Annotated in this window: 12 protein-coding genes, 1 pseudogene and 1 riboswitch; of the genes and pseudogenes, 7 read left to right on the top strand and 6 right to left on the bottom strand. The window is 40.9% G+C overall.

Translation table 11 applies throughout. The annotated features are described in order from the left end of the window. The first annotated feature begins 96 nt into the window (after positions 1 to 96). Complete coding sequence (locus NSS92_RS14900; protein ID WP_340868893.1) at positions 97 to 648, top strand: PadR family transcriptional regulator; 552 nt, start codon at positions 97 to 99, stop codon at positions 646 to 648. A gap of 4 nt (positions 649 to 652) precedes the next feature. Beyond that, a complete protein-coding gene (locus NSS92_RS14895; protein WP_340868892.1) occupies positions 653 to 1,135 on the top strand; it encodes a DUF4188 domain-containing protein in 483 nt (160 codons plus the stop codon). Positions 1,136 to 1,146: 11 nt separating this feature from the next. On the opposite strand, the gene NSS92_RS14890 is transcribed toward NSS92_RS14895, so the two are convergent. Then, a complete protein-coding gene (locus NSS92_RS14890; protein WP_340868890.1) occupies positions 1,147 to 1,770 on the bottom strand; it encodes an NUDIX hydrolase in 624 nt (207 codons plus the stop codon). Positions 1,771 to 1,940: 170 nt separating this feature from the next. Here NSS92_RS14890 and NSS92_RS14885 point away from each other — a divergent pair, with 170 nt between their 5' ends. Then, positions 1,941 to 2,147: a helix-turn-helix transcriptional regulator gene (locus NSS92_RS14885; protein ID WP_003215336.1), complete on the top strand. Its 207-nt coding sequence runs from the start codon at positions 1,941 to 1,943 to the stop codon at positions 2,145 to 2,147. After that, entirely contained in the window at positions 2,144 to 2,824 is a 681-nt protein-coding gene (locus NSS92_RS14880) for a DUF3169 family protein (protein WP_340868888.1), read from the top strand. Before NSS92_RS14885 ends, NSS92_RS14880 begins: the two co-directional genes overlap by 4 nt. Before the next feature lie 46 nt (positions 2,825 to 2,870). Here the strand turns inward: NSS92_RS14880 and NSS92_RS14875 are convergent, their stop codons facing one another. Beyond that, positions 2,871 to 4,217, bottom strand: a complete 1,347-nt coding sequence (locus tag NSS92_RS14875; RefSeq protein WP_340868886.1) for an amino acid permease — start codon at positions 4,215 to 4,217, stop codon at positions 2,871 to 2,873. A gap of 164 nt (positions 4,218 to 4,381) precedes the next feature. Continuing rightward, positions 4,382 to 4,461, bottom strand: a riboswitch (glycine riboswitch). Between the two features lie 264 nt (positions 4,462 to 4,725). On the opposite strand from NSS92_RS14875, the gene NSS92_RS14870 reads away from it, so the two are divergent. The 3 genes from NSS92_RS14870 to NSS92_RS14860 all read left to right on the top strand — a co-directional run bounded on the left by NSS92_RS14870 (position 4,726) and on the right by NSS92_RS14860 (position 8,292). Beyond that, complete coding sequence (locus tag NSS92_RS14870) at positions 4,726 to 5,745, top strand: LacI family DNA-binding transcriptional regulator (protein ID WP_340868884.1); 1,020 nt, start codon at positions 4,726 to 4,728, stop codon at positions 5,743 to 5,745. 444 nt (positions 5,746 to 6,189) lie between these two features. Continuing rightward, a complete protein-coding gene (locus NSS92_RS14865) occupies positions 6,190 to 7,371 on the top strand; it encodes an MFS transporter (protein WP_041105807.1) in 1,182 nt (393 codons plus the stop codon). Positions 7,372 to 7,389: 18 nt separating this feature from the next. Next, a complete protein-coding gene (locus NSS92_RS14860; RefSeq protein ID WP_340868880.1) occupies positions 7,390 to 8,292 on the top strand; it encodes a quinate/shikimate dehydrogenase in 903 nt (300 codons plus the stop codon). Positions 8,293 to 8,463: 171 nt separating this feature from the next. Here NSS92_RS14860 and NSS92_RS14855 read toward each other — a convergent pair whose 3' ends face one another. From NSS92_RS14855 to bglA, 4 genes and pseudogenes are all read right to left on the bottom strand, one after another. Next, positions 8,464 to 9,657: an MFS transporter gene (locus NSS92_RS14855; protein ID WP_340868878.1), complete on the bottom strand. Its 1,194-nt coding sequence runs from the start codon at positions 9,655 to 9,657 to the stop codon at positions 8,464 to 8,466. Between the two features lie 320 nt (positions 9,658 to 9,977). Further along, positions 9,978 to 10,454, bottom strand: a pseudogene (locus tag NSS92_RS14850) (YxiF family protein). Positions 10,455 to 10,651: 197 nt separating this feature from the next. Continuing rightward, positions 10,652 to 10,903, bottom strand: a complete 252-nt coding sequence (locus NSS92_RS14845; RefSeq protein ID WP_024427595.1) for a hypothetical protein — start codon at positions 10,901 to 10,903, stop codon at positions 10,652 to 10,654. 342 nt (positions 10,904 to 11,245) lie between these two features. Continuing rightward, positions 11,246 to 12,685 carry a 6-phospho-beta-glucosidase BglA gene (gene bglA, locus NSS92_RS14840; protein ID WP_340870042.1) on the bottom strand — a complete coding sequence of 480 codons (1,440 nt, stop codon included), beginning with the start codon at positions 12,683 to 12,685 and terminating at the stop codon, positions 11,246 to 11,248. Between the last annotated feature and the right edge of the window lie 6 nt (positions 12,686 to 12,691).

Raw genomic sequence — 12,691 nt, 5'->3', positions numbered from 1 at the left:
TTTATCAAATTTATTTTTCAACAACCCCTTGTATCTGCCACTCTATATCATTTATTATATATCTAAATGATATATCTTTTAGATAGGTGTGAAGATATGAAAAAATACAATGATACGACGTATGCGATTTTAGGTATTTTAACGACTGATTGTAAGTCAGGGTACGAAGTGAAGCAATTAATTGATGGAAGCCTGCATCATTTTTGGAAAATCAGTTATGGCCAAATTTATCCAGCTTTAAAGTTAATAGTCGAGGAAGGCCTTGCGGAAGTTTCACCTGCTGCTGCTTCTGGCCGCTCAGACAAGCGGGAATATCATTTGACTGAAAAAGGACTGGACACGTTAAGAGAGTGGCTGGCGCAGCCGCTCGATCAGTTACCAACAGAGCGTAATGAGGTGTTATTAAAGTTATTCTTCGGTCAATATCTTTCGTTTGAGAATAAACTAGCGCTTTTACAGGATTATGAGAGGCAGCTCCGTATTCGTTATGAAACTTATGTTTCAATTGAACAAAACATTCAAGAGCTTTATCCAGATGAAGCGGATGCGAAGTATTGGCTGTTTACTTTAGATTATGGGAAAAGAGTGGCTCAAGCAGGAATTGATTGGTGCGTGGAAACATTCCATTCGATGAAGAAGGAAGGGTAAATGAATGAAAAAAGACATACGTGCTGGCAGATTTACAACGGACAATTCTGATTCGATTGTTGTGTTCATCATCGGAATGAGGATCAACAAACGCTGGGCCATTCATCAATGGCTGCCTGTGTTCATGGCAATGCCTGGCATGATCAAGGAGCTGTATACCCATCAAGATGAGCTTGGGTTTCTTGGGACAGAGAATTACTTTGGATTACGCACGACAGCGATGATTCAATATTGGAAATCAACCGATGACCTCCTTGCTTATGCCAAGATGGAGAAGCATTTGGCTGCTTGGAACGAATTTAACCAAAGAGCACGAAATAATGACGCGGTCGGAATTTATCATGAAACGTACCAAATTCAAGCCGGCTCGTATGAATCCATCTACGTGAACATGCCTTCCTACGGACTGAGCCAAGCAAAATCCCCTATTTCAATAAGTAAAGGACAACAAACAGCGAAGGAACGTCTGAATACAACAAATTCCTAGAGAGCGATTCTCTAGGAATTTCTTTTTGTAACGGTCACAAAATGCTTTAATATGCGGGCTGTTAATCCCCATATGGTGTAGTTTTCGTAATCATAAAACCATTCCTCAATCGAACGGCTTCCCCAGCTGTATTTTTCACCATTCATGATTTTTTCATAAGGGAAGTCCTCTCCTGGTGTTGGCTGAATGGATACATGATGTAAGTACGGCTCATATTGGCTGAGCCATGATAGAGGCACGGTAAAAGTCTCCTCTACTTCTTCTTGATTAAAGGAGTGCTTCACTTTTTGCTCATCAATGATACCGACATATGGGTATACCACGAAGGATGGAGAAGCGATATAAGGACTAAGCTGTCCAAGGATCTCGACCGATTCTGGCGGAATGCCCAGCTCTTCATATGTTTCTCGCAGTGCAGCCTCCTGTGCTGATTCGCTGCCGTCAAGCTTGCCCCCAGGAAAGCTAATATCCCCCGGCTGTTTTCTCATGGTCAGCGATCGTACCTCAAATAATATATGCCATTCTCCATTTACTTGCACCAAAGGGATAAGGACTGCTGCTTTGAACGCTGTCTCTTCTCCAATGAACAACGGTTGTGATTGATGTAAGTCATTTTTTAATTGATCAATGAACACGGACATCACCTGTTTTCTGTTTCTCTTTCCTTTAGCGTATCATGGTTCACCTTTTGAATAAAGATGATCTTTCTGACAATTATTTTTATCATTTTGACAACTTTACTTGTCAAAATGAATATAATACTTTACAATCAAGGGAAGATTTCAAGCAAAATTGAGGTGACAGAATGAAAAATCGGTTAAAAGAGCTTCGTGCGCGTGATGGTTTAAACCAAACTGAGCTTGCAAAGCGTGCAAAGGTCTCTCGTCAGACCATCAGCTTAATGGAACGAGATGAGTTAATGCCTTCTCTCTTACTCGCTGTTAAGCTTTCACGAATTTTTCAGGAACCCATTGAACGTATTTTTCTATTCGAGGAGGATGAACTCTCATGAAAACTGTATACAAAATGCTCTTAGGTGCTCTCCTTGGCTTTCTCGGTGCTTACTGTCTGCTGGCAGCCGAATTTGAAATGACACTTCTTGATGTTGCATTTGAAGCGATTCTTGTCATCAGTGGATTGACGATTTTATTGATTATTTATTGTTTTTCAGGGATTTCACGTATGAAAAAAAGAGTGTCTCTTTCGGTCTCTGGGGATGAGGAGGATGAACTGGAGGCAAAGCAATATCGGACCTTTACTGATTTGACTTTAGCCAATACGGTAAGTACCATTTTTTCCATTGTTGCCATCGGTATCGCGATCGTCACCGAGCAGCCCATTTGGCTGATTCTGGTCAATGCTGCTTTATTTATCATCACCATTATCAGTTCTTATGCAGCAGTATCCGTCCTCAAACTTGTCTATCCTAATCGAAACCTGCCAAGTCCATCCGACAAAGATTATAGTAAAAAGCTGCTCGCCATTTCAGACGAAGGGGAAAAGCATGTCATGCTTGGCGGACTGTTTCACACGTATCAAATGATGAATATCTTATTGACCGGTGCCATGTTTATTTTGATTGTGTATTCCCTTGGAGCCAATCACTCTCAGCTCTTCTCAATCATCGTGATTGGACTTGTTTTAATTATTTTGAATGCAAATTATATGTTCAGGATTAGAAATCGTTGAATGAACAAAAGCACAGCCTACTACAAAGGCTGTGCTTTTCTGTCAGTTATGATGCACGGCGTTTCTTTCGTGCATAAATCAAAAATAAGAAACCAAACCATACGGGTGTCAATAACAGCGCCGGACGTGTTGCATCCGCAAACAGCATGATCACGAGAATGGCTGCAAAGAGCGCAAGAACACAAATGTTCACAAAAGGTGTGAACGGTGCTTTAAAGGTAGATGCTGCATGCAGTTCAGGCCGTGTTTTTTTATATTTCAAATGACAAATTAAAATAATACTCCATACCCAAATGAAACAAATGGCACTGATCGTTGTCACAATACCAAAGGCTTGTTCGGGAATCAGCTTGCTTAAAAGAGCACCGACCGATACCACAATCGTTGAAACGAATAGCGCATTACTTGGGACAGCGTGCTTGTTCAAACGTCCAAAGGAAGCTGGACCCTGCTTTTGATGACTGAGATTATACAGAATACGGCTCGTCGAGAACATGCCGCTATTACAAGCTGATGCCGCAGACGTCAACACAACAAAATTAATGAGCCCCGCTGCTACTGGTATCCCAATGAGCCCAAAGGTTTTCACAAAAGGACTTTCTGATGCACTGAGCTCAGTCCAGGGGTTAATACATAGTAAGACAAAGATCGCACCCACATAGAAAAATAGAATTCTTAATGGAATTTTATTAATCGCAGAAGGGATGTTTTTTTGGGGATTGGCTGTTTCTGCTGCGGACACACCGACCAGTTCAACTCCCACATACGCAAAAATCACCATTTGGAATGACAGCAAGAAGCCTGTGACACCATTCGGGAATAACCCGCCTTGAGACCATAAATTCGTTATCGTCACCGGTCCGGCATCTGTTTGAAAACCAATGATTAAAAGAACCATTCCAACCCCGATCAATAATAGAATTGTAATCACTTTAATGAGTGCAAACCAAAATTCCATTTCTCCGAAAAGCTTCACCGTCAATAGATTCAATCCTAGTAAAATCAACAAACAAATGATGGCAGGAATCCACTGCGGGATGTCAAACCAATACTGCACATACACCCCGACCGCAATGACATCCGCCATCGCTGTCATAATCCAGCAAAACCAATATGTCCACCCTGTCACAAAGGAAGCCCACGGGCCGAGATAGTCCTCCGCAATATCCGTTAATGACTGATAACCCGCCTTCGATAAAAGCAATTCTCCGAGTGCCCTCATGACAAAAAAGATGGCCATTCCGACAATTAAATAAGCAAAAATGATTGATGGACCTGCCAATTGAATGGCTTTTCCAGAGCCTAAAAACAGCCCTGTTCCAATGGTTCCGCCAATGGCAATCAATTGCACATGACGGTTTGATAAATCTCGTTTTAATTCTTGTTGTGCCAATGCTAACACCCTCCTACGACACGATCTTATACTGAAATAATGAACCCTTTAAAAAAGTCCATAAAAAAAGAGATTGGATGCGCTCCAATCTCACGGTCATAAAAGAATAGCAAAATAGAGAAAAGTAATACACGGCATCATCCATGCACCACAAATACAATATTTCGTACTCTTCTGTCCTTTTGCCTGAGATTGTGAACCCTTCGGCGCCGCACATACATGCGGTCTCTCCAGAAGCTGCTCCTGCTATAGTGTGACCCACAGCAATCATAGCCTTCGTTATTTAATTAAAATGTTGCTATTTCTGAATAATTTCATATTTTACGCCTCAATCAGAAAGCTGTCAATGGTAATCTTTTATGATTTACGGCGTTACTCATATGTCTTCACTTCATCAATCCCCCCTGATTCATGTATAATAAATCAAAAGATGTTCGGCTCGTCTGATAGAGAAATCCCTCTTGATGATGAACAAAGTTAGGCAATCCATTGAAGTTGGTGAAGATAAATGAAAAAAATGAACAAACAGCGTGTCACATTACAGGAAGTCGCCAAGCATGCCGGTGTTTCGACTTCAACGGCATCACTCGTTGTTCGAAATAATCCTAGAATCTCTGAAGCCACTCGAAACAAAGTACTGCAATCCATGGAGGACTTAGGATACGTATACGACCGCGTTGCTGCCAACATGCGGTCAAAAAGCTCAAATATCGTTGGTGTGATTGTGACGGATATTTCTAACACCTTTATTTCGGAATTTTTAATTGGCGTGCAAACCACGCTTGAATCACTGGGCTATACTGTTTTACTTGGTACGACATTTGACAGTGTCGATAAACAGGAGCGGCTCATTTCCACCATGGTAGAGCACCGAGTGGGGGGGATTATTTTAAACCCCGCTTCGAAAAGTTCTGCTCGAACAGTCAAACAATTAAATCAAATTCGCACCCCAAAAGTACTGGCAAATCGTGAATTATCAGATGTGCAATGTGATTATGTCGGTGTTGATTATGAACAAGGTACTTGGATGGCGGTTCATCATCTTCTTCAAAAGGGACATCGGCGCATCGCCTTCTTAGGGGGCATCAAGACCTCATCGACTTGGATTGAGCGGATGAAAGGTTTCAAAAGAGCCCATGACGAAGAAAATGTGACGATTGATGATTCTCTTATTATTGATATAGAGCCTACTCGTGAAGGCGGGAAAGAAGCACTCGCCCAAGTGATGGATCAGCCCGAGCCCCCTACTGCTATTTTTTGTTTTAGTGACTTAGTCGCTTTTGGGGTCATTCAAGCACTGTCAGCACGGGGCATCCAGCCTGGTGAAGATATTGATGTGGTTGGATTCGATAATGTTCCCGAAGCGGAGATGTACCATCCACCGCTCACCACTGTTTCCTCCTTCCCCCGATCCATTGGGGTAAAAGCAGCGAACCTTTTATATCATAAAATGAACGAGCAGGATGAAGAGCTGCAGCGATTGATTTTAAAGCCTCAACTTCATATTAGAGAAACCTCTTCCTCATAATGAAAAGAGAATTGTGTGCAGCAATTCTCTTTTTTCATTGATCAAGTCAACTATTTCTTTGTTTCATTTTTCTTTTTTTAAATCACAAAGTCATAAACTTGACACATTTAAAATGCAGGAGTATATTTATCTCGTTGCTTCTTTTAGTATATCGTTATACCTATTTCATCATATCGTTATTTCTATCAAAAAACAGTTAAAAGTGATTTTTTATGATTCTGATCAAATCGTAAAGTTTCACTTCCTAATCAAGGCTGTTATTATTTTTTACATTTTAGTAGAACGATGTACTTGATTAAAGAACAGATGAATATTCATTATTTTTTCATCAATCACATAAGGGGTGTTGTGATGGGCTTCATATTATTCATTTTTAAGGAAACAATAACAAAGGGTATACAAAGAATTTGACCTTAAAGGGGTTTCAAATATAGGAGTGGGAACATGAAAAATCCTTATATAAAATCGTCACTTGGCATGTATTTAAATTACTTCATGCTTGGCATGATCAATATTATTGTAGCTTCCAACATGGACAGCTTATCTGAACGCTACCATGTAGATATTCCGAAAATCAGCTTGCTTGTATCGGCGATCGGAATTGGTAAACTTATTGCGCTCTTTTTCTCAGGCCGGTTAGCCGACAGCTGGGGACGTAAGCCTGTCATTATTACAGGTAATTTTCTTTACTTATTATTCTTAATCGGTATTCCAACGACAACAAGTTATACACTGGCATTTATCTTTGCGATCTCAGCAGGGATTGCCAACTCACTGCTTGATTCAGGAACCTATCCTGCTTTGACAGAGTCATTTCCGAAAAAAGCAAGTTCGGCTTCTGTTTTAGTGAAAGCGTCTGTATCCATTGGGGCGACTGTTCTTCCATTTATCTTGGCGTTCCTAGTGGCACATGATATCTTCTGGGGCTGGGCGTTCTTTGGACTAGGGCTTCTTTATTTACTTGTAGGAATTTACTTAATCTTTATGCCATTCCCGAACCATAAGCAAGTTTCTTCACAAGAGGCTCTTCCAGTACAGGACCAGCTGAAGGAAGAACCAAAAATGCTTGGGGAAGGTTTAGCTGTTGTACTTATGGGATTCACGTCGACTGCATTGTTTGTCGTATGGCAGACATGGCTTCCGCAGCTCGGGTTAAAATTAATCGGACTTGGCACAGAACAAGCCACACAGCTTCTATCTTATTTTAGTATTGGTGCACTGGTATCTGTTCTATTGCTTTCGATTGTCTTAGATAAATTCATTTCACCGATTATGGTGGCGATTATTTATCCAATTGGGGCGTTCCTTGCAATGCTTTCACTTTTCCAAATCGAAACGTACAGCATTGTCATTGTCAGCACCTTCTTCTTAGGACTATTTACAGCGGGAATCTTCCAGCTGGCGATGAGTATTATGATGAAATTATTCCCGACAAACAAAGCAACGGCTTCATCCTATGTCAACATTGCGGCAAGCTCAGCGTTTATTCTCGTGCCGCTCATTACAAGTGGATTGGTCAGCACGTACGATATTAAAATGACGTTATTTTTCGATATGATCATCGCAGTTATTAGCGTATTGTTAGCGGTCTTTGTTCTTGGACGCATGAAAAAATTATTTAGATAATTAAAGGAGATGTCAATCATGACAAACATACATGAACGAAATATTGATGGAAAAACAAAATTAGTCGGTCTTCTTGCTACACCAATCGGGCACAGCCTTTCACCACGTATGCATAACCTTGGCTATACACTAACAGGTATCAACTATGCTTACCTTGCATTTGAAGTAGGGAATGATGAACTAGAAGCAGCCGTAAACGGTATGAAAGCAATGGGTGCAGCTGGATTTAACGTCTCTATGCCGAACAAAATGAAAGTACTGGATTACTTAGACGAACTAGATGATTCTGCAAGACATACACGTGCAAGTAACACTGTTGTGAACAAAGATGGTAAGCTCATCGGCTACAACACAGATGGTCTTGGATATGTGAGAAACTTGATTGAACATGGCGTTGAATTAGCCGGCAAGAAAGTCACTCTCGTTGGCTCTGGCGGGGCTGCGACTCCGATTGCGATTCAGCTTGCACAGTCCGGTATTCGTGAAATTAGTATTTTTGCTCGTAATGATCAATACTTTGTTCAAGCAGAAGAAAATGTAAATTACATCAACAACGAAATGAAATCTTTCGGTGTCAAAGCAAACATTTTCCCACTTGAAGACAAAGACGCGTTCCGCCGTGAAGTAGCAGAAAGTGCGATCCTGGCAAATGGGACAAGCCTTGGCATGAAACCACTAGACCAGCTCAGCATCATCGATGATACACTTGATGTACTGCGTGAAGATTTGATCGTGACAGATGTTGTATACAACCCGCAAAAAACAAAGCTTCTTGCGCAAGCACAGGAAGCTGGCGCCAAAACCATTAACGGTCTTGGAATGATGCTATGGCAAGGTGCACTAGCTTACAAACTCTTTACTGGTGAAGATATGCCAGTTGATCAAGTAAAACAAATTCTTTTTGAAAATGACCGTTTCTAAAACAAAAAAAGACAAAGGGCTAAAATGATGATCATTTTAGCCCTTTGTTTTATTTTCAGCGTGATAGGAACGAAGCGAAATTAATTTAACATTCGTGAGTACCGGCCCTGACAAAGAATGCGAGGGCTTGTCTACACCCTGAGACGACTTCCAGCGGAGGTCGTCTTTTTTTTAATCATGTACCATGATTTGACGGTATCGATACAGGATATACAGTGCGCCGATAATGGCCGCAACAGCCACAACTGCATCGAACATAAAGATTTGTAAAATGGACGCGTGACTCTGAATTAAACCTGTTACGACCGGGATAACGATAGCCGACACGCCGCCCGCTGTGGAGATAATCCCAGTCATCGTTCCTTTGTTTTTCCAGAAGAATTCTGCCATCACAGTTAACGTCAGCTGAAAAACTCCTGCTGTTGAAAATCCCAATACAAAAGCATTGACGGTTCCTATGACTGGTGATTTCACGACCAAGAGCACACAAATGGAGACAAGTGTAATGATTGGATAGATCAGCAGTACAGTGACCGGACGGACAAAGCGGCGCAGCAGAAATGCGAGCATCACGACAGACAGCAGCCCGCCCATGCTATAGTAACTGAGCAGTTTTACAGCACTGCCCGATGCCATCCCTAAGATGGCCTCACCGTACGTAGGAAGCCAAATTTGCGGCAACGCATACAGTCCATTTGACGTAAAGCTGATCACAATGAGTGCGATCCCTTCTCTCCAAAATGTAGGCTCTGTCGAGAAGCGCGGAAGTCCGTCATGCTCCGTTACCTGGACTTGCTCCACCTTGCGATGATTCGGAAATGGCAAGGTCCACAGCATCAAGACATTCACAAGATAGATCAGAGCAGGAACAAAAAATGCCATTCCATAAAACAAATCATGCTCTGCTAAAAAGAAAATCGCCAGTGGCAAAATGGTTGCCCCAATGGATATAAAGGCCTTCACCATCACATTCGCAGATCCCGAGTTTTGCGGAAAAGCCTCCATTAACGCAGGATACGTTCCTGCATCCATTGCCGAATTCGCGACCCCTGCCAAAATCGCAAACGCAAACGCGATTTGATAATTCGGAGACAATGGGATTCCGATGAGGAACACCGCCATCAGCACACCCGAAACCAAAATGACCGGCTTTCGCCCAAAACGATCTGACAGTACGCCTGATAAACCATACGTGAGCACCCTGCCAATGCCAAGCGCCGAAATCATATAACTAATTCCCGCACTATTGGTATCTAATTGTTTGATTAAAAATGGCATATTTGAAGCCAAAATAATATTGACCATACCTAATAAAAAATAATTAATATACAGACTAGAAGCCGTTCTCACATACGGATTCCTCATCCTGACACACCCCTCAACACCATCGCAATGAAGTGACAAATAATGGTTACGCTTACAAGATCTCATATGTGAGGAAGAACAGCTTTGCAGCCTTCACGTTCATACATCTCATCATGTCATGGAGCTCACAGCTTACACGCCCTTCATGTATCAAGCATTTCTTCAATTTTTCACTGCTCTTATTTTATACGAATGCGAAAGGTAAAGATAGTGAATTGCTTAAATTTGAAGGGAATTCATCGATCAAGCGTATGACACCATCGATAGAAAAAAGGAGTGGTTCATTTCACTCCTAAAACAATTCTGTACATCGTTCATTCTTACAGCCCCCAAATACTTAACTCATAAAAATATTCGGTTCTCTCTATGCATAATCCAAAACGGAAATTCTCTGCCACTAAAATAAAATCCCCATACCCACTTAAAAATTTTGTTTGCTCAAGAAGGCGATTTAAATGAATAAAGACTTTTTTCACATTCAATTAAAGTGCTTCAATTTCATGCTCTCGAAAAAACATGAATCGCGCTTGTGCAGGAGTTACTTTCACCTGGCTGACCCATTCCTTTAACATTTGTACAGACTTTTCAATATGCTCTTGATAGTGTTCTCCATGTATTTGGATTTTATGTTCTCTCGATTGAAGGAAAGCAAACACCTTCTGACAAAACAATTGATTTTCTTCGATGTCTAAAAAGGGGTGTTCTGGAAGTGTCATATAGCTTAATTCGTTTATTAAGTGTTTTCTTCTGCTTTTTCTTTTTAAGGTTTCGATTTTTGATTTTTTGTTGTTATTCATACTAGTTACCTTTCTTTTTAAATCCAACAAAATTTTTACGTTTATATTTGATCTTTTAAAATGTCTCCTTTCAAGTATCACACAATCAAATAAAGTACGATCTTTTTTATTTAATTACCCTTTCAACCAAGATGAATTTTGTTTTTCTTAATAAAAAAACCTTGAAAGGATACTATCCATCAAGGTTTTTGTGGGTACTAAGATTCAAAAGCCGTTTTTTCTGGAAATATGCCACCTTCTCTTACAAGGCATACTGCCAACCTTTGAGCCGCTCGATCAAAATAAAACTCATTGGGAATATTTTGATCTGGCAAGCTCTCTAACTCTCTAAACTTCCTAGTTATTTTACTTAACTCTATTTTACCCATTACCTCTTCATTAGGTCCAAATTTGTAAACTACAGTTTCTTCATCCTCATATTCCTTTAATAATAAAACATACGAAGCCAATTTTATTCCTCCTTTGGTGGATACCATGGACGCCCAGATTCAACTGTTTTATCATGTGCGGTCCTGTAATCTGTCTTGAATATCCCTTCAAACTTTGATTCAAAAAGTTCGTGATTTAACAAGTCAATATCATTCTTTTTATAAGTACCTTTTTGTAATCTATCCCAGGCTTGTGCTATTTGATAATCTGAGTCAAAACGCCCAACCCCATGTTCTTTTATATGCTTTTTTATAAATAAATGCTCCTTTATTCTTTTTTGTATTCAGGCTCTATTAAAACATAAACAATGAAAAACCCGAACAAGCATATACCACGCTCATCCGGGCTTCTATTTTTCTTTATTACACTTCTTCACCGTTCGTTGCGATGACGTTTTGATACCAAGTAAACGAATCTTTTTTAAGGCGCTTCATCGAGCCGTTTCCTTCGTTGTCGCGGTCAACGTAGATCATGCCGTAGCGTTTTTTCATTTCACCTGTTGTGAATGACACGATATCAATGATGCCCCAAGGTGTGTAGCCAATAAGGTCCACACCGTCGTATTCAATGGCTTTTTTCAGTGCTTCGATATGAGAAGCGAGATATTGAATTCTTTCTGGATCGTGAATAGAACCGTCTTCTTCCACTTGATCTATTGCACCAAATCCATTCTCTACGATGAATAGCGGGATTTGATAGCGATCGTAAAAACGATTCAATGTATACCTTAAGCCTGTCGGGTCAATGGACCAGCCCCAGTCACTTGATTTGATATAAGGGTTATCTACACCATGCGGCAGGGCTCCGTTGACAATGTCTCCGTTGTGATCAGACACAGTATCACTTTTAACCGTTGTCGACATGTAGTAGCTAAAGCCTAGATAATCCACTTTCCCTTTTCTTAAGCTTTCTTCATCGCCTTCTTCAAATGGAATGTGATAGCCTTCGCGTTCGAATTCTTTTAGCGCATAGCTCGGATAGTAGCCGCGAACCTGTACATCTGGGAAGAAATAGCGCTGCCTCATATATTCCTCTGCAAGCATGACATCCTCTGGATTTGAGGAATATGGATAGATTGGTACGTGAGATACCATCGCTCCAATTTGGAAAGCAGGATTGATTTCTTTTCCTTTGGCTACTGCCCATGCACTTGCAAGTAATTCATGATGTCCTGCTTGATACATGACTTCTTTGGCATTTTCGCCTTCTTTGACTGATACCCCTGAATTTGTCCAAAGGAACAGTGGGTTGTTGACATCCATTTTGTTATTGATTTCATTAAATGTCATCCAGTATGTGACCTTGTCTTTGTATCGATTGAAACACACTTCTGCGAATTTCGCGAAATACTCAGCGACTTTTCGGCTGCGGAACCCGCCGTACTCTCTTGCTAAATGGAGCGGCATCTCAAAGTGAGACAGCGTAATCACAGGCTCGATGCCATGCTTGAGCAGTTCATCAAATACATCATCATAGAATTGTAAGCCTGCTTCATTCGGTTCTTCTTCATCTCCCTTAGGGAAAATCCGGCTCCAGCCGATCGATGTACGTAAGCATTTCAAACCCATTTCGGCAAACAACGCGATATCTTCCTTATAACGATGATAGAAATCGATCGCTTCATGATTCGGATAAAATGTTCCTTCTTCTATCGTCTCAGTTATTTGTCTCGGTACTCCGTGAGCACCTGCTGTCATCACATCTACAACACTTGGGCCTTTTCCTGCTTCGTTCCATCCACCTTCGAATTGATGTGCAGCTAATGCGCCGCCCCATAGAAAATCTTTTGGTAAAGTCATTATTCATTC

The organism is Bacillus sp. FSL M8-0166 (genome assembly GCF_038008825.1).
GTDB lineage: Bacteria > Bacillota > Bacilli > Bacillales > Bacillaceae > Bacillus > Bacillus safensis.
This window is presented reverse-complemented; position numbering and strand designations above follow the sequence as displayed.

Bases quoted from the DNA above. Each gene is read 5' to 3' on its own strand.
- NSS92_RS14870 (WP_340868884.1), top strand. From the start codon at position 4,726: ATGAAAAAAATGAACAAACAGCGTGTCACATTACAGGAAGTCGCCAAG.
- NSS92_RS14860 (WP_340868880.1), top strand. From the start codon at position 7,390: ATGACAAACATACATGAACGAAATATTGATGGAAAAACAAAATTAGTC.
- NSS92_RS14885 (WP_003215336.1), top strand. From the start codon at position 1,941: ATGAAAAATCGGTTAAAAGAGCTTCGTGCGCGTGATGGTTTAAACCAA.
- NSS92_RS14880 (WP_340868888.1), top strand. From the start codon at position 2,144: ATGAAAACTGTATACAAAATGCTCTTAGGTGCTCTCCTTGGCTTTCTC.
- NSS92_RS14855 (WP_340868878.1), bottom strand. From the start codon at position 9,657: ATGAGGAATCCGTATGTGAGAACGGCTTCTAGTCTGTATATTAATTAT.
- NSS92_RS14900 (WP_340868893.1), top strand. From the start codon at position 97: ATGAAAAAATACAATGATACGACGTATGCGATTTTAGGTATTTTAACG.
- NSS92_RS14895 (WP_340868892.1), top strand. From the start codon at position 653: ATGAAAAAAGACATACGTGCTGGCAGATTTACAACGGACAATTCTGAT.
- NSS92_RS14865 (WP_041105807.1), top strand. From the start codon at position 6,190: ATGAAAAATCCTTATATAAAATCGTCACTTGGCATGTATTTAAATTAC.